Genomic DNA, 20888 nt, shown 5'->3' with positions numbered 1-20888 from the left:
TAATTTTTTCTAAAAAGTTGCTGCGGTCAAACTTATCTGGCAAAAAAACGCCCTGTCTACTGATCTTAAAGATCAGTAAACAAAGCGTAAAGTTAGAGCCTTTTTGAACAACCTCTATACCATTTACTCTGGAATATAAGGAAGATCCAGTGTCTTCGGAACGTTGATGACATGCTTTTCTGTATAAGTGCGGATACCTTCCGCGCCGTATTCACGGCCAATACCAGATTGCTTAACCCCACCGAAAGGGAACCGAACGTCGAGACCCTGCACAGCAGCTGTATTAATCATGGTCGTTCCAGCTTCGAGTTGACGTGCGACGGAGATAGCATCCTCTTCTTTCCCCCACACAGAACTCGTCAATCCATATATGCTCTCATTGTGTAGATGAATTACCTGCTCTTCATCGTCAAATGGCAGAATCGGAACCGTAGGACCAAACTGTTCCTCCACCACAATCGGATCATGAACATCGCAACCTAAGACAAGCGTAGGTTGTAGATAGTAACCTTGGTCAAACAACTTTTGATCAAGAATTTGCCCGAGAGGGATGACCTTAGCCCCACGCTTTTGCGCATCTTCAACCAAACCAAGCACGATATTTTTCTGCTTCAGGTTATTAACCGGACCTATTGTCGTATTTGAATCAAATGGATCACCAATTCGAATCCAGCGATTAGCCGCCTCTATATATTTTTCCACAAACTCATCATAAATAGAACGGTGTACATACACACGTTTGGCGATCATACAGATTTGACCTGCAGTCAAGAAATTAGAAATGACAATCCGGCGCATTGCTCGCTCATCATGAACATCAAAGCTTTCCAAGAAGATAGCCGCATCATTACCACCAAGCTCAAGCGTCATATCCTTAATCGTTTCAGAAGCTGCTTTGATAATATGCTTAGCTGTTGCGGTTCCACCTGTAAAGGCGATTTTAGTAACATGAGGATTACTAGTCAGTTCAACGCCCACATCCGCATCACCATGAACGACATTGATTACACCAGCCGGGAACTCACTCGCAATAATCTCTGCCACTTTCGCTGCCGCCAGTGGCGCATATGGACTTGGTTTAAGCACAATCGTGTTGCCCGCAAGTAAGGCAGGAGCGATCTTAATCGTAGATAAAGCAATGGGATAGTTCCATGGACTAATTGCTGCCACCACACCAATGGGATCATAGGAAAGAATCGTTTTACCATTCTCATGCTCTTTGATCTCTTCCTGTAGAGCCGATTTGGCTTCATTACAAGCAAACTCCATCCACATTAACGAAACATAAATTTCACCGTGTGCATCATACAGGGGCTTACCATGCTCTCTAGACAGCAAATGTACAATTTCATTCTCAGCTGCTCTAATCTTCTCGATCGCCTTACGCATCATAATAATGCGTTCATCAATGGAGGTCTGCTTCCATGTTTTAAAAGCCCCTGCCGCAGCTTCAATCGCATCAACTGCTTGTTCTTTCGTAGTGACAGGGAAATAACCTACGATCTCAGTTGGGTTTGTCGGATTCTCTTTTGCTACCTGCGAAAGGGATTTTACATTCTGACCATTAATGAACGCTTCAACGATAATTGTCTCTTGGTCTGCTTGGATCGTCATTTTGAATCCCCTCCGTTATTTAGATGGATTAATTCCAAACTTCTTCTGCAATTTCCTTCACATAACGAAGTTTACGCCATTGTTGTTCTTCCGTTAAAATATTGCCTTCTTCTGTAGATGAAAAACCACATTGTGGACTCAAACAAAGTTGCTCAAGTGGTACATAGGTTGCCGCCTCTGCAATCCGAGCTTTGATGTGTTCTTTATCCTCTAACTCGCCTGTTTTCGATGTGAGTAAACCAAGCACGATTTTCAAATCTTTTCGATTCACATATTTTAATGGCTCGAAACCACCTGAGCGCTCATCATCAAATTCTAAAAATAATCCATCTACGTTTAAACCTCCAAAGATAACTTCAGAAGCGTAATCATAACCACCCGTTGAGAAATAGTTCGATTTATAGTTACCACGACAAATATGCATCGTCACCACTAAATCTGCCGGTTTATGAGACAAGGATTCATTAATCATGCGCTGCATCGTTTTCAACTCTTCCGCCGGTTCCAGACCTTTAGTACGTAGCTTATCGTGACCAGCGTCTGAGAACAGGTCTGCCCAAGCTGTATCATCTAATTGCAGGTATCGACATCCCGCATCATAGAAAGCTTGAATGGCTTTTTGATACGCCGCAATCGTATCCTGAAGGAATTGCTCTCGGTCCGTATAGATATTGGCGTCATTCTCCAATCGATATAGAAGCATGTTCGGACTTGGAATGGTCTGTTTCGCTACTGCGTCACCTGCATGCTTTTTCAAAAACTCAAAATCCTGAACAAAGGGATGACTCGAGAAATCAACTTTACCAACAACACGAATCCCACCCTTGCGCGTTTGCATATTATGGAATTTTGGTCCGTCTATTTGCTCATACAGCTCTACGCCATCCAAGCCGCCCAGAAAATCAAAATGCCACCAGCTTCTGCGGAATTCACCATCCGTAACCGCCAATACGCCATTTTCCTTTTGCTTTTCAATAATTCGAATAATCTCTTTATCTTCCACAGCTCTTAATTGCTCATATGTGATGTTGCCTAATTTATATTGTTCACGTGCCTGACTTAAATCTGCAGGACGTAGAAAGCTACCTACATGATCATTACGAAATGGTATCATAACTATTTCTCCTTCTAACTTTTTAGTCTAATGAGTATAGCATGATGGAAAGGAATGCTTGTTATATGAAAAAAGCATGGCTAGTCATAGCTTTTAACAATAGCTAAAAGACTTTAATTCGCAAAAATCCACAACTTCATAGGGTAGTGGATGTGGTTTTACCTTATATCAATATCAATTCAGGCAAACATACACCTTCCTATCTCTGCCATTATAATTATTTTCTAGTATAATAACGGGATACAACAAACATTTTAAAATAGAAGGAGAGTTGTTATGGAATATCATGTATCCATACATGGGAATGATCAAGGAAAAGGAACAGCGGATCAACCCCTTCGTACCATATCACGCGCTGCGGCTCATGCCATGGCCGGTGATACAGTTATTGTTCATGCGGGAGTATACAGGGAATGGGTTAACCCCGCTAATGGAGGAACAGCGGAACATAGAATCGTATATCGATCCGCAGGAGACGGAGAAGTCGTGATTACAGGAGCTGAGCGGATTACCAACTGGAAGTCTGAAGGAAACCATGTCTGGAGCACAGAAGTGCTCAATTCCCTCTTTTCCATTCGCAATCCCTATGAGGTAGAGCTCAGTGGAGACTGGCTGTTTGACGGGCCCTTCCCAATTCATCTCGGCGATGTCTATTTGGATGGCAAATCATTGTATGAATGCGATAGTATTGAAAGCGTTAACAATTCTGAAGTTTGGTCCGAAGCCCAGTATCCTAAGGATTCATTGTTAAAATGGTATGCCGAGGTTGGTTCTACGACAACAAAAATCTGGGCCAACTTTGGTGGAAAAGACCCTCGTACGGAAAATGTAGAAATTAATGTACGTCCTTATTGCTTCTGGCCTGAGAAACCGGGAATTAACTACATCACCGTAAGTGGCTTCACACTTCGTCAAGCCTCTCCCCAATGGGCACCACCTACAGACTATCAGGAAGGTTTGATTGGACCTCACTGGAGCAAGGGCTGGATTATTGAAAACAATATAATCAGTGAATCCAAATGCGTTGGTATTAGCCTGGGTACCGAAATCGGCACAGGGCACACCAAGTCTTTGGAGAAGCATAGTAAAGGTGGTACTCAACGCGAGCAGGAGGTTATTTTACAAGCATTACGCTCCGGCTGGCATAAAGATAACATCGGCAGTCACACAGTTCGAGGTAATGTGATTCACGATTGTGAACAGGCAGGTATTGTGGGTCATATGGGAGCAGCCTTCAGCCACATATATCAGAACCGTATTTATAATATTCACCACAAACGACTCAGACACGGTGCCGAAGTTGCGGGAATTAAGCTTCATGCTTCCCTCGATACTCAAATTAGCGAAAATATAATGTATAACTGTTACCGTGCGCTTTGGCTGGACTGGCAGGCACAGGGCACTCGCATCAGCCGTAATGTATTTTTTGACAATCTTTCGGAGGACCTCTTCGTTGAGGTTTGCCATGGTCCGTATATGGTCGATCACAATCTATTTCTCTCTCCGATGAATTTCAGAAATATGGCTCAGGGCGGGGCATTTGCTCATAATTTGTTTGCAGGCCGATTTGTAGTTCGTTCCGAAATTACTCGTATTACGCCATATAACTTCCCTCACGAGACGGCCATGGCCGGATACTCCAATATCACTGGAGGCGATGACAGGTACTACAACAATATCTTTATAGGTGACAATGATCCTAATAAGGAGCCTGTGCCCATCACCTTTTTTGAGCATCTTCCCCTTAAATCAAGGGATGAAGTTGGAGAGGACGGGAAGACGGTCATGGATGGTGTTCCGGACAATTCCATATGTTATCTGCATGCTGTGGGACTTGGCGGCTACGATCAACATCCGGATGTGAAAGATAAGAAATGGTGGGAATACACCAAAGAGGAGCTTATGGAGCTTGGCGATGCCGCGAAGGATTTCTTTATAGGCAATGCCGTTCTTCCGGTGGCTATGGGTGGCAATATATTTCTTAACGATGCGGTTCCAAGTCGTCACGAATCGGATGCGAAGATCTATTCACAGAAGGGTATAAACGTTGAAATTGATCCTGCGCAAGGCAAAGTGCACATTCAGATCCATGATCTCGAATTGCTTCGGTCAACCTCTGCAATGTTAGTTACCACGGATCTGCTTGGAAAGACTTATCACGCCAACATGAAGTTTGAGGAGCCGGACAGCAGTCCATATCATTTTGACTCCGACTTCTTCGGAACAAAGAGACCCGATGCAGTTGTCACACCTGGTCCGTTTGAAATAACCGAAAAGAGTACGATTGATTTTGAAATTTAAGCTTATGAGTGAGGGTCCAGTCATTTCAGGTGATTGGATCAAAATATAAAAACAAAGCCACTCCGTAAGTTGAGTGGTTTCTTTGCTTTGCATAGGACTACTCAGAATATTAGTTCTTTGTATCCCAAGCAGTATGGTTTCCCCAATCAGACCATAATGACTTTAATCCTTTAACTAGCCACTCTCCACCAAAAGCTATTGTTCCTTCGTGTGAAGCATAAATAATCCAGTCCATTTTGTGTGAAGTCCAAAACCCCTCACCACCTGAAAGCTCGCCATTGTAGCCATAATAAGGATACAGATTGGAAACCTGTATATTACAAGTCTCACCTGTTTCTAGAAATTCAATCACCTGCTCAACTCCATGGTGCGTAAGCAAAGTAATAATATCATTTAGCTTTTCTTCACTCTCTATATATTCGGAATCAAAAGATATCAGGTCTTCTCTACTGCAATCGAATAATGGATACCAGTAAGGTTGTCTTATATCCCACACTCGTTCCATATCTTTTCTCAAATTGCTAGAAACCTCTTCTGGAATGTTTACTTTTTGCAAAAGAAACCCTCCTTCATGCTATCTTTTGGATTTCAATTAAACTATGGATACTACTGCAATATCCTTCCCACCCAAAAGCTAAAGCTATAACCTGTCTCAAGCAATTGCCAAGTACTTCGTCAACTATAAAAGCAACATCCGCATGTGGATTCCCATAAACTCACTTATGATACGGTTCATTTTATCACTCCAAAAGCGAAAAAAAGAGCACCTACCTGAGCCTGAGTGCCCCTTTTGAACATGAATTTGTATTCGTTCCCTGCATGGAATCTTAGCTTTGATTTGGATTTGTTGGCCCTGGTGTTGGGTCCGTTCCTTGATTTGGATTTGTTGGCCCTGGTGTTGGGTCCGTTCCTTGATTTGGATTTGTTGGCCCCGGTGTTGGTGTTAACTTGACTGGAGGTTCGGTCAACGTAACCGGGATCTTTTTACTTTCATCGTTTTTCACATCATTACCGAATTGTGTCTTCAGGCCGTTAACGGCGATGGCTGGTGTCTTGGACATATCTAACTGGAAGCCATCATGCAGCTTGATAATAATCATTTTCTTGTCTTCAGACAGAGCAAAGCTGTCCAACTTCGGATTCAGCGCAACGCTGTTGATCGTAATCTTAGACAGGTCGATAGAGTCAACATCGATCCCCACTGTCAGAGTCAGATGTAGCGTGTTCCCCGCTGCGAAGTCTGCTCCAGACACTTCAAGAGGTTTGGTCTCTTCGAACGTTCTAGCTGTTTCGAAGCCTCCAGTAACAAGCAGCCCGCGACTCGCCTCCTCCTTACCGTCGAATGTACCGTCCGGAGCGTTCTCTAGCAAGCCTAGATCGAGCGCCTTCTGGACATATCCAGCAGCCCAATTGGAGACTCCAACAATTGAAGACGATTCAACTTTCTCCTCCATACCTAATCCTCGAACTAGGAATGTGGCCAATTGCTCCTTATTCACTAAGCCCTCTGGGTTGAACTCTCCATTACCCATACCACTCGTTATTCCCGCCGCTTGAATCGCCTCAATATAAGGCAGCGTAGGATTGTCTACTTTTACGTCACTGAACGACGATTCCCTTGGAGTAGTGTCCACATTCAGGTTAAAAACAAGCGCCGCTACCTTGGCGAATTGGGCCCGATTCATCTCTTCTTTCAATCCGAAAATGTTATCGGAGACACCTTGGAAGATACCTGCTGAAATCATCGCATCGAACTTCGCCTTTGTTGCCGCATCTAAATCTTTTAGATCGATAAAAGCATTGGCATCCGTCGGCCGTTCAAAATAAGAAACATAAAGAGATTGAATAACTTCTGCTTCTGCTTCTGCTTCTGCTGCTTGAACTGGGGTTGCAGACAAACATAAGGCCAATACCATGGAGCTTAATACCACGCGTTTAAACATAACCAATCCTCCTCATCAACATCATTCTTTCTCATCTTATCAAAACACAAATGTACTTTTCTTAATGAATTCTTAATGAATGTTATACAATATATATTTCTCCATTTATTATTGTTATCATTTGATCATCACCAAGATTGGTTTCATGTCACTTACAAAGGAGGAATGATCCACCATTAATCACATTTTAATTGTAGATGATGAACCCGAAATTCGTCAGCTCATTCGGATGCATTTAGAACAAGTAGAACTGCAAGTCATTGAAGCCAGTTCAGGACGACAAGCGATACAATTATTCCAGAAGTATACGATCGAATTATTGATACTGGACCTCATGATGGATGATGGCAACGGGTTTGAGGTGCTTCAATATTTACGAGAAGCAAAGGCTGAATCGTTGGTAATTGCCCTGAGTGCAAGAAGAGAAGTGCAAGACAAAATCTTAACTCTCGGATTAGGTGCAGATGATTACGTCACTAAACCTTTTAGCCCAGTAGAATTGGTTGCTCGTGTGCAAGCACAGTTAAGAAGACATCGACCTTCTTCTTATACTGCTAAGCTTCTACGTTTAAATAAATTAGTACTAGATGTAGGTAATTATGTTTTGCAAAATGATGGAAAGTCATTTCATTTAACCCCGGTAGAATGCCGACTTCTAGAAATGTTCATGCAAAATCCAGACCGTATTTTGACTAAAAGGGAGATTTATAAGCAGGTGTGGAACCATGAGAACTTTGATGCAAACAATTTAAGTGTATTTATAAGCAGAATTCGAAGCATTCTTGAACCCACGGGGACCCCCTCTCATTACCTTCACAGCATACGTGGAGTCGGTTATAGATTCTCAGGTGATGGACAATGAAAAATCGAACAAAGCTTTGGCTACTTATGCTCATTAGTGCAAACGTTAGTATTCTTGTGTTTGCTTCTCTTAGCCTCTTTATAGGAAAAATGGGAGATAAGGGTTATAATTTGAACAGCCTGAACGCCATCTCACAAGAAGTCCTTGATCCGATTGCAATGCGTCAAGATTTTCGTATCCAAGACATAACGCAAATACTGGATAATGCTCATAGAAACCACCCTAATATTCGTTATGAATGGATTTCAGCAGATGGATTGACGATTTATGATACCTTCGGAGAAAAGAATACCTATGATTTCGGGCAGCTTGCAAATCGAATGCTCAGTATGCCTCAGAACCTATGGGGGGTCGATGAACCGATTACGCTTACTTACTCTATTAGCCAAGAGGATCAACCCTATTATCTATTGATGAGCTTATCCAGCCACGACATGAAAAATGGGCAAATTTACTTCTTCATGCGGACTTTTAAAGCCATGTCTACTTTTCTGCTACCGTTAATTGTTGCTTTATTAATTCCCTATCTGCTATCTCTAGGTTTTTTCTCTTCCATGAATAAACGAATTAGTAAGCTCAATCAGGCTATAGGACAGCTTAACCTCCAAAGTGAAATTACTGTACTAGAGGACACGAAAAAGGATGAAATTAGCCTGCTCACTGCGCATTATAATACCATGGCACGCCGTATTCAAAATCAAGGCGAACAAATCAAGCAATTTGACACCAGACGAAACCTGTTGCTGTCTAATCTTTCCCATGATCTACGCACCCCTCTAACGATGATTTTAGGCTACTCAGAAACGATTCGTGCTGGATTGTATAAGGATGAGAAGGAGTTACAAGCGAGTGCCAAAGTTCTGCTACAGCGCTCTCGTTACATCGATAAGCTTTTAGATCAATTGTTAGATATTACTCGCCACGATGAGGGGAATTTAAAGCTTCATGTTGAAGTGCATAATGTATCTGAAATGATGCGAAAAATTGCTGCCGACTACCTGATGTTTCTTGAGGGACAGAACTTCACTGTTGAAGTAAATATCCCTGATGAGGATATCCAATCCTGGATTGATACCTCCCTAATCGAACGTGCGCTGCGAAACCTATTGGACAACGCGATTCGCTACGGATCAGAAGGTCATTATCTTGAAATCGGACTTTCGGAAAAGGTTGATACCATACTCATGACGGTTATCGATAAAGGACGCGGCATCTCTCTACAGGATCAAAAGCATGTTTTTGAACGTTTCTACCGTATCGATGACAGCAGAAAAGGCGAAGGACTCGGCATTGGACTTTCGATTGTCAAGGAAATCACCTCTCTCCATAATGGGTCAATTTCCTTGACGAGTGCCCCCTTTGAAAAAACAGTATTTGAGATTCAACTGCCAAAAATTCAGCGTGAACAGTAGTAACACTGAATTTTCACCTGCATCCAACCAACGTACCTAACTCCCCGGAGAGAGAACTATCCCCGCTCAAAATTTTTGGAACTCAAATTTCAATTAGCCTTAAATAACATAAAGAAAGTAATTGCATCTAATGGATATCTGATTTATCTTTCAGGAGAAGTTACTGTTCTCTTAAAGGCTCCTAGTAATAATACTGCGTCCAAATGAAATATACTGAGGCAGTAACTATCTTACAAGAAAAGTCGATAATAGGTAGTCAAGGACGAACGACCACCATGGATAAGCTAACAAGCGTCGCCATTTATGCTAGGGTCAGTACCGAGGAGCAAGCAGAGTATGGTTACTCCATCGGCGCTCAGTTGGATACCCTGAGAAACTACTGTGCTCTTAACAATAAAAAATACTTGGGAGTACGCAGACAGAAGAATTGTCAGCGGAAAAGGCAGTAACAGACAGGATTCAGAACGTTCTAGCTAAGCCAACCCTTCTGAGAACAATAGTAAAAAGCGTAAACGTATGTAAGGCCGGACGTATCAAACTACTTCAAGACAGGCTTTCCAGTGTGAAGTCCCCAATTACCAAGTTGGAGGAGGGAAATTGAAAGTATCCTTCTCTATACAAGATGGATCAAATGGACCACGATCTGTTCGCCGAACACCTAAAAGACATAAATGGCTGAAGGGGCTCTCTCTGTTACGAGAAATCCCCTCAACTCAAGCAGAAGTTGAGCATTATTATTTTAAGCTCTGGACCGTCCATCTAAAAGCAGATTTGCCTTGTTCCTTATTTCACTTGTAATACTAAAATGATCTGACTGAATGCTTGCCTTTAGCATTTCTACTTCCCAGCTGTTTTTGTCCACTTTCCTCAAATGCTCGGACTTCTGATAGTGAGCCCAATAGTCCTAATAAAATTCAACAAAGTTAGAAAGTCCTACTGATTTCCGCTCTCTCTAAATTGACGTCTGCCATGACGCCATCTCTCCTCTACTATTTGCAATTATAGTATCGCTCTAATAATTCTTATCGTTTGATATCACCTAAGCAATGGCATTTCCTCAGGGTGACCTTCCTTACCCTATAAGCGACTAAGACAAAATATTTCGCTCTACTTGTGATACGGTTCATTCCGATTTATCTTCACAGCACGATAAATCTGCTCCACCAATACCAGCCGCATAAGCTGATGCGGCAGGGTCATGCGCCCGAAGCTCAAGCGCTGCTTCGCGCGGCGCAACACCTCATCGGAGAGCCCATGGCTTCCTCCGATGACAAACACGACATGGCTCGTCCCATACGTGCCGAGCTTGTCGATCTCCAATGCCAGCTCCTCAGAACTCCAGAGCTGGCCGTCCAGTGCGAGCGCGACCACGTGCGCCTCGCTCTTCACATGCGCGAGGATGCGTTCGCCCTCGCGCTCTTTTACCGCCCGAACCTCAGCTTCGCTCAGGGTATCGGGCGCCTTTTCGTCTGCCACCTCGATCATCTGAAACTTGATGTACGGGGCGAGCCGCTTGGCATATTCCTGAATGCCCAGCGTCAGATATTTTTCCTTCAATTTGCCTACGCCAATAATCTGAATAAACATAACAACCCATTCCTCCTAAATTGTCTTGCGAGATATTCTATAAGTAAGATGCTTCATCGCATCGTTCGTTCCAACTGTATTATACCTATACTACACACTTCTCCAAATTCTAACGAACCCCACACACCTTAATCAGCCCTATTTCGACTCTTTTAAAATCTAACGAATCTGAAACACGCTATTCGGCACCCACCGAGCGCTTCCCACCTCTTTCGAAGTCTCTTCAGTAATATAACGTGTCTACGATTCGTTAGATTTCAACCAGGCGGTATTTGCCCAAATTCGTTAGAGCTACTCGGTCAAGTCAAGCCACGCCACGCCTCCGTATCTACCCACATCGCTGTCACACAACTTCACTTTCCCCGTACCCGGGTGGCATCCATTTCTATTAACTACTTACTTTGTACTTTCGATACGACCTGGTTCACTTCCAACTCAGAACTCAGCACCTACCTACCTTAATCTTCTCATACTATCCTCTACTCCAACGCCAGCCCCTAAAGCCTCGCCCAGCTCCACACAGCCTACTAACCACACCAATTCCCCCCACAAACACAAAAAGAGCGCTCATCACGCTCTCCTTGGCTTCTTGCTGTGATGTTCATACCGGATGGAAAGTCAGCCCGAAGCGCCACCTTAAGTCACGCCTCCAGCCGTCTAAGTCCTACAGTACGCTAAACGACGAGGAATTCCGCGTGCTGTTCGCACTCGGCACATTTCGCAGGCGGGTCCCAGTCGGCAAATTCCGTCTCCTTCAGATCAACGATATCTGGAGCGTCCTCATACTCATCGACAAACATGTCGATGGCAATGTCCACGTGTTCTTTGCATACAACGTACATCCGTTAAGCATCCTTTCTGTAACCAGCTATGTTCCCGATTCACAACCGCGTATCCCATTACAGGATAGCCACTTCTCAGTTCTATCACACCTGCCACCGAAAAGAAACCCCTAGCCCTAATTTATCGTGCCCAACCTCCACCAAACCTCTCCATTCGTCGTAAAAGAACACAAAAAGCATCCCTTCCAGATACCTCCACGGTACCATGAAAAGAATGCTCCTGTAACATTAACAATCCATTTCACATAGTGAATGAATCTTGCTCCGGCGTCTGAATTAAGAAAACAGAGTTACCTGTTCCATTCCATGAATTGTCTCTAATCCACGTTCTTTACTTCAATCCCGACTGCGCCTTCGTCAACAGCTTCCCACCTTGAAAAGCAATAACAGCATTGGCACCATTGCCGGCTGTGCCTTTATAGTTATAAACCACCATATTCTCCGCTTCACTCAGCGCTTCACCTTCGCCGCCGAGGATCTCGATGACATCTCCCACCGACATGCCAACCTCAAGCTTCTCATACTGGGCAAAGGTAATCAGCACCCCATCGCCTTTCCCAGCCGATCCGTTGTTTCCCGAGGCTGCAGGCGTTTGACCACCAGCCTCACCTACCGCAATCACATTTGTACTCAACTCATTCAACTTGGTCTCAAGTGCTGCGATTTTTTGCTCCTGCTCAACGCTCTTGGCTCCCTGCTCCACCAGTTTCTTCTCAAGCCCTGCAATCTTCTCTTGCAGAGCACTTGTATCTACAGATGCTCCTGTCGTAGCTACCTCAGATCCACAGGCCGACAGCACAAACAGCGACAGCGCCAAGCTCGTTCCCCCAAGCATCTTTTTCTTCAAATGTTTCATCAAAAATACCCCTTCCATTCTGAAATAAAATCAGATCGACAAACAGATGTTATTGCATCAGCGACCGTCTCCAACATATTGACAACAGTTTACCACAGCCCTAGTCTTATGTATCTGCTCCTTTGGCTCCGGGTCTAACTGATCATGAGAACATAAAAATGGTTGATCTACTCATTTACTGTCGAACGAGCACATCCACCCATAATAACTAAAAAAGAGTGGTCAGTTGATCTGATCACTCTTCTAGCATTCCCTATTTCAATCCACGCAACAGTATGGGCTCGCTCGTTGATCTTCCCTTACTCCGGTTTATCCGTCAGCTTCACCGATACTTTCTCCGCTTTGCCATCCCGGTAGAAGGTTACTTCAATCGTATCCCCAATTTTCTTCTCATCGTACAGATACTTCCGTAGATCCAGCGTGGAGGTAATTTTTTGCCCGTCAAATTCCGTAATGACGTCATTCAGCTTCATACCTGCTTCGGATGCCGGACCGGATGCTTCCAGCACAACCACACCGCTGTCCACGTGAGATGGCAACTTCAGATCCTTACGCTGCTCGTCATCCAGTGGTGCATAAGGGTTGCTCAGATCCACCGTGTACACGCCGAGGTAAGGACGAGATACTTTGCCGTTCAGTAACAGAGAATCGACCGTTCTCATCACTTCGTTCATCGGAATAGCGAAGCCGAGACCTTCAACGCCCGTATCCGAGATCTTCATCGTGTTAATGCCGACCACTTTGCCGTTCAGATCGACCAATGCACCACCACTATTGCCTTCGTTAATCGCCGCATCCGTCTGGATCACGTTTTGCTCCCAGTCGTACACCCCGTCCTGATTAATCGATACAGGCAGAATACGATCCGTGTAACTGACAATACCGGAGGTCAGCGTACCACCCAGACCGAGCGGATTCCCAATCGCCAGCACCGTTTGACCACGCTGAAGTTTGCTGGAATCACCGATCTCTGCGACTGCACCCAGCCCTTTGTCTTCTGCGGATAGTACCGCAATGTCACTTACCCGGTCTTTACCAACCAGCTTCGCTTTGTGTGTCTCCCCATCTACGGTCACAATCTCCAGATCACTCGCACCCTCCACGACGTGGTGGTTGGTCATAATGTAGGCCTTGCCATCTTCCTTCTTGAAAATGACCCCTGAGCCCAGCGCTGAATCTTCCATCGATAGACTGCTACCCGTTTTATGGTTCACAATGCTCACCACGGAAGGACGAACGTGGGCGGCTGCCTGGATAATCCGATCGTATGGATCAGCTGCCTGTGTTGCCTGTGCACTACCTCCACCACCGTTGCCTGTAGCATTCGCCAGCGGTAACGATGTGGGCTGTGTGATGAAGCTAAACAGTGTGACGGTCACGATGGAGCTGATCACCGAGCTGATCACAGCAACTTTCACTGTGGAACTGATTCCCGTACGCGATCTGCGCGGATTACTCCAGCGGTCACGTCCACGTGCTCTGCCTCCAGGGCGGATGATCTGAAGTTTGCCTTTCTGTTCAGGTTCGGCGCGTCTTGATACTTTGGTTGAATAAAAATCGTCTCCAAACAATCCCATCGTGATCCTCTCCCCTTCGTTGTCACGCATCAAGACCCTGACTGCCGCCTAAGTTGTCGCATGGATCAACGATGGAGTTCTCACATACACCACTCCGCCAACAGACGAACCTTCCGATCGCTGTTACTCACAAATTTTTTTGATCCCCTCTTCCAAGGTGAAAATTTGTTCCTAAAGGCGAACACTCTGTTTCTTCAGGTTTCTTCTGTCGTCTTCGTTACGTGAAGACCCCAACGGTTTCCCATGCTTTTTTGCAATTTTATAAAATGGTCTTGCATATCGCCGCATCCCGGCATCAAATCAAGATACAGCGTCTATGTACAACAGAACGGACACGCCATTCTGTCAGTGACTCTATCAATCATGCTCTCGCATTCTATGACATGCCATTTCACACGCAAAACAGCCAAAATCACAATGCTCCTCATATACTAAACACGTCAAATCACAAAAAGTTGCATATTTACGAAAATTAAAGCAAATTTCCGCTATAACGCGCTTAACAATAAAGGTCCATAGTATCTATCACCACAAAATCCGGTCCGCTAAGCGCCATTTTGGCAAATTTGAAGAACTTTTTCACCCCTGCATAGTCACAGGTTCAGCATACACGTCTCATCACACAAATGTTAGCGGCAAAAAGAGGAATGTTTTCCACCCAGCCTGACTACAATAATAGTAAAAGACAATTCGAAGCTTCATAGAGGAGGATATATATGGATCGCACACGTACACTCACAGCCATGGAAGAAGTTCATATGGCGGCCAAGCTGGCCGATCTCAAGGAAGAACACTATCGCAATACCCTTGCACTCAGCACCATCATTGAACTGCTTATTGATAAAGGCATTCTGACCCGCGAGGAAGTCGAACGCAAAGCCGCCGAACTCGACAGCTTTATGGCTCACCCACCCTATCCCATGGCGTAGGACGGTCGTAATACGTATCACAGAGTTTGAACTCATGATCCCGATAAAAGCATCCACGGCTCTCCATCGCGTCGCGCACCGACATTTTCGCCAAGTCCATCATATTATGATCTCGGCTGAGATGTGCCAGATACGTGCGCTTGATGCGTCCGTTCATCAGTTCACTAAGCGCTGCGCCTGCTGCTTCGTTCGACAAATGCCCGATGTCGCTCAAAATCCGGCGCTTGGTGTTCCATGGATAACGCCCCATACGCAGCAATTCGACATCATGATTCGCCTCCAGCACCAGTACGTCAGAATCTGCGATTGCATCGCGCACCTTGTCGCTCATGTACCCAAGATCGGTTGCAACAGACAGCTTCTCCGTGCCATCATCGAAAGTGTACCCTACCGGCTCAGCTGCATCATGTGAGATCCCAAAGGATTCCACGCGCAGTGACCCAAAATCATGCTTTTCACCTGTCTCAAACACCCTCCGGTTTTCCTCTGGAATCGCCCCAACTGACTTCTCCAGTGCCGCCCACGTATTCAGATTCGCATAGATTGGTAAATTATATTTCCGAGACATCGCGCCTAGTCCTTTAATGTGATCAGAATGTTCATGTGTAACCAGAATTCCGTCCAGTTCTGCCCCAGAAATCTCCCTTTCCTGAAACAGTGCATCCAATCGCTTCGCACTAAGACCCGCGTCAATCATGAGAGAAGTGCCCCCATGCTGTATGACTGTGGCATTGCCTGTCGAACCGCTGGATAACACGGTAAAATATATCCCCATAACGCATTACTCCCCTGGTTTGTCTGTCTTGGGACTGAATACATCCCCACTGATGCCCTGCACGTACAACACTTCGCCACTTTCCAGCACGAACCGCCATGCCGGCATCGCTACCTGTATATCTGAATTGAACAACTGGCCGTAATAGCCCAGCTGAATATCTTTGACAATTGCATCATTTGGCAAAAAGTTCTCGATCAGCGTTCCCAGCGCCTTCGACGCCGGAAGTACCTGCTGATCGCTCTCCTCTGCGGTCGTAATCCGCACCGGAGTCTGACGGTAACCCGTTATTTTCTGGTCGCTGTAGAATAGCTCCAGACTCACATTGAAGAGCGGCCATTTGCCATCCACCAGTGGGTGAAGCACAAAAGCCCCATCCTCGGCCATCAGCTGATCCAGCCTATACGTGCCAATCTGTGGAATCTCACGCTGTAATGCATCTTCCAGCTCGCTCTGCGAGAAGATCAACTTGCTATCTACAGGCTGTTCCAGTTCCATATCAACGCCAGCCTTGTCCTCTTCAATGAACTCATAAGACAACTTTGGCAGCTTCGGCGTTTCATTCGGAATCGGAGCCAGTACCTGAATGCCCTTCTCTTCCATCGCCTGCTGTGTGTTATCTGCCAGTGAGGTGAAGTCCAGATTGGCTCCGGCCGTCTCCCGCGCATCCATCCAGATCTGGTATCCCAGCACCAGATTGAGCAGCAGAAAGGCATAGATCAACACATTTTTCGCCCGTCCCCAATCCAAAACGTCCCCCCCCTAACTTAGCTGCTTGCAATACTTTCTCAAGTTGCCTACACCTTCCACCGTAACTAGCCGTTTACTAGCCTTTGAACTTAAAGCTATACGACAACGGAGAGGGCAGAAATAACCTGAAGAAGCGGAGCGTTCGCCTTTACCAACAGATTTCCCCCTTATTAAAGGGAGTTCAAGAAATCTGGGGGTAACAGCGATCGGAAGGTTATTCTGCACGCGTAGTGATAAAGTACAGCTACTCTTTGGTTCAAAGACTATAACCTATCAAGATACGGTAGTTTCCTCACCATTTCCAAAGCGGATCACCCATACCGGAATCAGCTTTAGTCCGTCCTCAATTGAAGAAGGACGATACGCCGGGTAGACATCCACCACCTGGCGATTCTCACCTGCTACCTTTTTAATAAGAGCCTTCAGCTTGTCTCCACCAGGCAACTTTACCGATTTCTTCGTCTCTGCACCTTCGTTCAGGTATTCCAGCGATCGTTCATAACTAGATACCGTCTCCTGCTGCATCTCCATGCTGATCGTGCCAAAGCGGAACTGCATGGAATCCATAATCGGATAGCTGCCATAATACTGCTGGAATTCAAGCTGTGTCTTGCTATCGGCGGTCTCCAGCATCATGCGTGACCGGCCTTTCCAGCCACCATGCTGATTCACAAAATCAACCGCAGACAGCGCATCCTTCGCAGGATCAATCTGTCCCGCAGGCGGTGCCGCCGGATCGGTGTAACTGATCCAGCGCTGTTCCTGTTTTACCTGCAGACTACGTTTACTATCCGTGTAGATTTCCGATCCATCTTTTTCCCGGATGTTCCGGGTCATACTTGGATCGAAGAAAAGACTACGCTGCATCTGCTCAACCGTGAACTGACCTGTTGGTACATCCGCCTCAATCGTCTCCAGAGCTTCCGCCGGGATATAATACCCGCCATCCATCAAGGTATATGGCGTCCAGTTCGTACCAAAATCAACATGCTGCTGCACGTCTTGCACTGTCAGGTCTGCCTGCGTTGCTTCGTATACCACGTCTCCCTTGGCGCTGAAGAACAGCGCATGGGCCTTCGTTTCATTTTTGGACGTATAGATAGAAATTCGGTTAATGGTCTCCCCTTGGAACAAGGAATCCGTCCCAAGCCTCATCACCCGCTGTAACAATGCTACGGGAATACCTTCTTTGAACGATAGCTCAAACCCAGGGTTCTCCTTGCGAATCTGATCCCAGTTCACCGATTGCACACTGCGGCGCTGAAAATCATCGAACGCACGCCCCTGTAACCTTGAATAGATCAACTGATAGAACGTATTGCCAGGGTAAAACACCGTATGTTTATCCTCACCCAGATGAATAACCATCTGATCGGGGAAGATCAATTCTTCAATATTACGTTCCTGACCCATATTTTCCGTCTTCACATAGTTCGTCTCTGACGTCACAATGGAATCTCCGCCTCCGGGCAAACGGTAGATCAGAAAATAACTCTGAACCAGACTGGCCACAACAAGGGCAGCAAGCACCAAGGATTTAATCCGTTCCTTCACGGTGCTCACCCCCTTTCTCACGCATCGGCAGTGTGAACGTTACTGTCGTTCCCACATCTACTTCAGACTCCAAAGAGATGCTTCCATCATGTGCTTTCACAATTTCCCGGGCAATGGACAGTCCTAGCCCTGTGCCTCCCATACTGCGAGAACGAGCCTTGTCCACCCGATAAAACCGCTCAAAAATGCGATCCAAATCGCGCTGTGGGATACCCATTCCGGTATCCGATACCGAGATGGCAAGTGTGTGTTCATCACTGCGTCTAGCCGCAATCGTAATGGTGCCGCCTTCCAATGTATATTTCAGCGCATTGGACACGACATTATCCAGCACCTGATCAATCTGGTCGCGATCCAGCGGAACAGCCGGAATATCATTCTCTACAGACAGCACAGGCTGAATATCCTTCTGATGCATCTGGAACGAGAATCGATCCGTCACTTCCTCCAGCATTTCCAGGATGTCTGTTGGCTGTTTACGTAGCAAAGCCTCTTTGGAATCCAGCCGAGATAGATGCAGCAGATCCGTAACCAGTCGTATCATTCGCTCCGTCTCGTTCTGAATAACACCAACGAAACGACCGGCAAGTTGCGGATCTTCCAGTGCGCCGTCATCCAGTGCTTCCGCGTAACTCTTGATCGTGGTCAGTGGTGTACGCAGTTCATGGGATACATTGGCTACGAATTCACGCCGGGATGCCTCAAGCTCTTCCTGCTCCGTAACATCCTGAAGTACGGCAATTGTTCCCGTGATCCCCCGTTCACGTCGATGAACTGGTGTAAACGTCATCCGAATGACCACAGGTTCTTCTTGTCCTGCGGGTGCAATCTGCAGCAACGTTGAACCTGTGAAACCACTCGCGAGAGCTTCCGCATCCTCCGGATCAATACCGAGTAATATAGCGAAGTGTCTTCCTTCAATATCCGCAGGATGCATACCCAGAATGCTGCTGGCACGACGGTTTACGAGAATGACTTTACCGTACTCATCCGTAGCCACCACACCATCACTCATATTCGTCAGAATGGAAGTCAACTTCTCCTTCTCCTCTTCATTCAGTGAAAGTGCGTCCCGAAGCCTACTGGTCATATAGTTAAAAGCCCGACTGAGCTGACCAATCTCATCCGTGCCAAATACAGGTGTCTGCTGATCGAAGTTACCTTCTGCGACCGCTGTCGCTCTCCGAGTCACTTCCTTAATCGGCTGCGTTATCGTATGAGACAAGATCACGCCAAGTACCGCCGTTAGCACCAAGGCAATCAAAATGCCGGAGATAAAGATTTTGTTGATTCCCTCCATCGTGGAATACAGCTCGTTCATGGATGCCGCGATGTAGACCGCACCAATGATCTTGCCGCCGGACAGCACCGGCTTGGCGACGACCTTTTTGCGAACATTATCCTCGTCCACGATATATTCCTCATTGTCCCGAATGCCTTGCAGCGCACGGCTGACGACGGTCTGGGTGTTTTTGCGACCCACATAGTCCGAATGTGAACTTAGCGAGGTCGTGAGTACCTTGCCGCTGGCATCCAGCACCTGAATCTCGGCACCGTTAATGTTGAACAGGTTGTTCACCAGCACACGCAGATTTTCCGTTTTGTCCTCGCCTGCCTCTGCTTCTCCACCCGCCATCGTCTCCCCCACGAGAACCGACAGCATTTCTGCACGTGCCTGCAAGTCTTCCGTAAAGTTGCTCGTTAGTGAGTTCTTCATCGCGCTCACAAAATAAACCCCGATCAATTGCATCGCAATCAGAATCAGAAGTACATAGATAATTATCAATTTCGCCTGAATCGTTCGGAAGAACGAGAATCGCGCGAATCGGCCCATTATATCCCCACGCTTTTGGCACTGCGCACGAGATAACCGAGCCCGCGGCGTGTCAGAATCGTTTCTGGTTTGCTTGGATTCTCCTCAATCTTCTCACGCAGACGACGGATCGTGACATCCACGGTACGTACATCGCCGAAATATTCATATCCCCATACCGCTTGCAGCAGATGCTCCCGTGTCATAACCTTGCCGGAGTGCTTCGCCATATAATAGAGAAGTTCGTACTCACGGTGGGTCAGATCGAGCGGTTCCCCGCCTTTGTAAGCCGTATACATGTCCATATCAAACGCCAGATCAAACAGCCGCATGACCTGCTTCTCTTCGTCTTCGTGCGCTTCTGCCGTAATCGCAAGTTTTTGCCGTCTGCGCATCTGTGCCTTCACCCTTGCAAGCAACTCACGCGTACTGAATGGCTTCGTCACGTAATCATCCGCACCCAATTCCAGTCCAAGCACCTTGTCGATCTCGCCATCTTTGGCGGTAAGCATAATGATTGGCATCTCCAGATGAGCACGAACCTCACGACATACATCCATACCGTCCTTGCCCGGGAGCATCAGATCCAGCAGCATCAGATCCGGTTTCTCGGATAACGCCAGTTCAACCGCACGAATGCCATCAAATGCACAGATGACCTCGTACCCCTCTTTTTCCAAATTAAACTTCAGAATGTCCGCGATGGGCTGTTCATCGTCCACCACCAAAATCTTCCCCTGCATCGGCTAAGTTCACCCCTATATCCTGCTTAATCCGCGTTAGCGTTTATATCTCTCTTCTATGTTTAGCTTGTACGAAGCCTGCTTGATTGGTTTCTCTAGTTTGTTGTTTATATTCTCTAGTTTAACATACCTGAAGCACCGTCACATCCCGATCAGGGGCTTGGAAGGTCTTTCATCTGAAAATTTTTTACAGCAGCAAAAAACAAGGCCAGCATT

The 20888-nt window shown here is 46.1% G+C and carries 18 protein-coding genes and 2 pseudogenes; 7 read left to right on the top strand and 13 right to left on the bottom strand.

Annotation, left to right across the window (positions count from 1 at the left end; translation table 11 throughout):
* Nucleotides 1-123: 123 nt before the first annotated feature.
* Nucleotides 124-1614: an aldehyde dehydrogenase family protein gene (locus tag ACE04G_RS23955; protein ID WP_449004955.1), complete on the bottom strand. Its 1491-nt coding sequence runs from the start codon at nt 1612-1614 to the stop codon at nt 124-126.
* Between the two features lie 28 nt (nt 1615-1642).
* On the bottom strand, nt 1643-2728 hold the full coding sequence (locus ACE04G_RS23950; protein WP_449004956.1) for a 5-methyltetrahydropteroyltriglutamate--homocysteine S-methyltransferase: 1086 nt from the start codon (nt 2726-2728) through the stop codon (nt 1643-1645).
* Between the two features lie 276 nt (nt 2729-3004).
* Here ACE04G_RS23950 and ACE04G_RS23945 point away from each other — a divergent pair, with 276 nt between their 5' ends.
* The gene (locus tag ACE04G_RS23945; protein WP_449004957.1) at nt 3005-5029 is read left to right on the top strand and encodes a right-handed parallel beta-helix repeat-containing protein; all 2025 of its coding nucleotides are present in this window, start codon (nt 3005-3007) and stop codon (nt 5027-5029) included.
* Nucleotides 5030-5138: 109 nt separating this feature from the next.
* Here ACE04G_RS23945 and ACE04G_RS23940 read toward each other — a convergent pair whose 3' ends face one another.
* Nucleotides 5139-5585 carry a hypothetical protein gene (locus tag ACE04G_RS23940; protein ID WP_449004958.1) on the bottom strand — a complete coding sequence of 149 codons (447 nt, stop codon included), beginning with the start codon at nt 5583-5585 and terminating at the stop codon, nt 5139-5141.
* 271 nt (nt 5586-5856) lie between these two features.
* Entirely contained in the window at nt 5857-6972 is a 1116-nt protein-coding gene (locus tag ACE04G_RS23935) for an S-layer homology domain-containing protein (RefSeq protein ID WP_486094948.1), read from the bottom strand.
* Nucleotides 6973-7201: 229 nt separating this feature from the next.
* Between ACE04G_RS23935 and ACE04G_RS23930 the strand changes: the two are divergent.
* The 5 genes and pseudogenes from ACE04G_RS23930 to ACE04G_RS23910 all read left to right on the top strand — a co-directional run.
* Nucleotides 7202-7429, top strand: a pseudogene (locus tag ACE04G_RS23930) (response regulator); the annotation flags it as partial.
* A pseudogene (locus tag ACE04G_RS23925) lies at nt 7406-7511 on the top strand (DNA-binding response regulator); the annotation flags it as partial. The pseudogenes ACE04G_RS23930 and ACE04G_RS23925, both read left to right, overlap by 24 nt.
* Nucleotides 7484-7834 carry a winged helix-turn-helix domain-containing protein gene (locus tag ACE04G_RS23920; protein ID WP_405132492.1) on the top strand — a complete coding sequence of 117 codons (351 nt, stop codon included), beginning with the start codon at nt 7484-7486 and terminating at the stop codon, nt 7832-7834. The pseudogene ACE04G_RS23925 and the gene ACE04G_RS23920, both read left to right, overlap by 28 nt.
* A complete protein-coding gene (locus ACE04G_RS23915; RefSeq protein WP_449004960.1) occupies nt 7831-9246 on the top strand; it encodes a sensor histidine kinase in 1416 nt (471 codons plus the stop codon). Before ACE04G_RS23920 ends, ACE04G_RS23915 begins: the two co-directional genes overlap by 4 nt.
* A gap of 275 nt (nt 9247-9521) precedes the next feature.
* Nucleotides 9522-9695, top strand: coding sequence for a recombinase family protein (locus ACE04G_RS23910; protein ID WP_339180867.1), 174 nt, complete (start codon nt 9522-9524; stop codon nt 9693-9695).
* Nucleotides 9696-10353: 658 nt separating this feature from the next.
* On the opposite strand, the gene rlmH is transcribed toward ACE04G_RS23910, so the two are convergent.
* The 4 genes from rlmH to ACE04G_RS23890 form a co-directional block, all read right to left on the bottom strand.
* Entirely contained in the window at nt 10354-10833 is a 480-nt protein-coding gene (rlmH, locus tag ACE04G_RS23905) for a 23S rRNA (pseudouridine(1915)-N(3))-methyltransferase RlmH (RefSeq protein WP_076252167.1), read from the bottom strand.
* A 674-nt stretch (nt 10834-11507) separates the two neighbouring features.
* Nucleotides 11508-11675 (bottom strand): CxxH/CxxC protein, encoded by a 168-nt coding sequence (locus ACE04G_RS23900; protein WP_017691462.1) that lies wholly within the window; start codon nt 11673-11675, stop codon nt 11508-11510.
* Nucleotides 11676-12006: 331 nt separating this feature from the next.
* Nucleotides 12007-12531: a hypothetical protein gene (locus ACE04G_RS23895; RefSeq protein ID WP_449004961.1), complete on the bottom strand. Its 525-nt coding sequence runs from the start codon at nt 12529-12531 to the stop codon at nt 12007-12009.
* Nucleotides 12532-12830: 299 nt separating this feature from the next.
* Nucleotides 12831-14108, bottom strand: a complete 1278-nt coding sequence (locus tag ACE04G_RS23890) for a S1C family serine protease (protein ID WP_221820213.1) — start codon at nt 14106-14108, stop codon at nt 12831-12833.
* A 716-nt stretch (nt 14109-14824) separates the two neighbouring features.
* Here ACE04G_RS23890 and ACE04G_RS23885 point away from each other — a divergent pair.
* Nucleotides 14825-15037, top strand: coding sequence for a hypothetical protein (locus ACE04G_RS23885; RefSeq protein ID WP_221820215.1), 213 nt, complete (start codon nt 14825-14827; stop codon nt 15035-15037).
* On the opposite strand, the gene ACE04G_RS23880 is transcribed toward ACE04G_RS23885, so the two are convergent.
* From ACE04G_RS23880 to yycF, 5 genes are all read right to left on the bottom strand, one after another.
* Nucleotides 15006-15812 (bottom strand): MBL fold metallo-hydrolase, encoded by an 807-nt coding sequence (locus ACE04G_RS23880; protein WP_091035273.1) that lies wholly within the window; start codon nt 15810-15812, stop codon nt 15006-15008. The two genes, ACE04G_RS23885 and ACE04G_RS23880, sit on opposite strands and share 32 nt — an antisense overlap.
* 6 nt (nt 15813-15818) lie before the next feature.
* Complete coding sequence (gene yycI / locus ACE04G_RS23875) at nt 15819-16562, bottom strand: two-component system regulatory protein YycI (RefSeq protein WP_017691456.1); 744 nt, start codon at nt 16560-16562, stop codon at nt 15819-15821.
* A 273-nt stretch (nt 16563-16835) separates the two neighbouring features.
* The gene (locus tag ACE04G_RS23870) at nt 16836-18116 is read right to left on the bottom strand and encodes a YycH family regulatory protein (RefSeq protein ID WP_221820217.1); all 1281 of its coding nucleotides are present in this window, start codon (nt 18114-18116) and stop codon (nt 16836-16838) included.
* Nucleotides 18100-19950: a cell wall metabolism sensor histidine kinase WalK gene (gene walK, locus ACE04G_RS23865; RefSeq protein WP_076216658.1), complete on the bottom strand. Its 1851-nt coding sequence runs from the start codon at nt 19948-19950 to the stop codon at nt 18100-18102. Before walK ends, ACE04G_RS23870 begins: the two co-directional genes overlap by 17 nt.
* Nucleotides 19950-20672 carry a response regulator YycF gene (gene yycF, locus ACE04G_RS23860; protein ID WP_017691453.1) on the bottom strand — a complete coding sequence of 241 codons (723 nt, stop codon included), beginning with the start codon at nt 20670-20672 and terminating at the stop codon, nt 19950-19952. Before yycF ends, walK begins: the two co-directional genes overlap by 1 nt.
* Between the last annotated feature and the right edge of the window lie 216 nt (nt 20673-20888).

This window comes from Paenibacillus sp. AGC31, assembly GCF_057334655.1.
Note: the sequence above shows the minus strand (reverse complement) of the source record. Positions and strands in the feature narration are given on the sequence as shown.

Bases quoted from the DNA above. Each gene is read 5' to 3' on its own strand.
- ACE04G_RS23955 (WP_449004955.1), bottom strand. From the start codon at position 1,614: ATGACGATCCAAGCAGACCAAGAGACAATTATCGTTGAAGCGTTCATT.
- ACE04G_RS23950 (WP_449004956.1), bottom strand. From the start codon at position 2,728: ATGATACCATTTCGTAATGATCATGTAGGTAGCTTTCTACGTCCTGCA.
- ACE04G_RS23945 (WP_449004957.1), top strand. From the start codon at position 3,005: ATGGAATATCATGTATCCATACATGGGAATGATCAAGGAAAAGGAACA.
- ACE04G_RS23935 (WP_486094948.1), bottom strand. From the start codon at position 6,972: ATGTTTAAACGCGTGGTATTAAGCTCCATGGTATTGGCCTTATGTTTG.
- ACE04G_RS23915 (WP_449004960.1), top strand. From the start codon at position 7,831: ATGAAAAATCGAACAAAGCTTTGGCTACTTATGCTCATTAGTGCAAAC.
- ACE04G_RS23910 (WP_339180867.1), top strand. From the start codon at position 9,522: ATGGATAAGCTAACAAGCGTCGCCATTTATGCTAGGGTCAGTACCGAG.
- rlmH (WP_076252167.1), bottom strand. From the start codon at position 10,833: ATGTTTATTCAGATTATTGGCGTAGGCAAATTGAAGGAAAAATATCTG.
- ACE04G_RS23900 (WP_017691462.1), bottom strand. From the start codon at position 11,675: ATGTACGTTGTATGCAAAGAACACGTGGACATTGCCATCGACATGTTT.
- ACE04G_RS23895 (WP_449004961.1), bottom strand. From the start codon at position 12,531: ATGAAACATTTGAAGAAAAAGATGCTTGGGGGAACGAGCTTGGCGCTG.
- ACE04G_RS23890 (WP_221820213.1), bottom strand. From the start codon at position 14,108: ATGGGATTGTTTGGAGACGATTTTTATTCAACCAAAGTATCAAGACGC.
- ACE04G_RS23885 (WP_221820215.1), top strand. From the start codon at position 14,825: ATGGATCGCACACGTACACTCACAGCCATGGAAGAAGTTCATATGGCG.
- ACE04G_RS23880 (WP_091035273.1), bottom strand. From the start codon at position 15,812: ATGGGGATATATTTTACCGTGTTATCCAGCGGTTCGACAGGCAATGCC.
- walK (WP_076216658.1), bottom strand. From the start codon at position 19,950: ATGGGCCGATTCGCGCGATTCTCGTTCTTCCGAACGATTCAGGCGAAA.
- yycF (WP_017691453.1), bottom strand. From the start codon at position 20,672: ATGCAGGGGAAGATTTTGGTGGTGGACGATGAACAGCCCATCGCGGAC.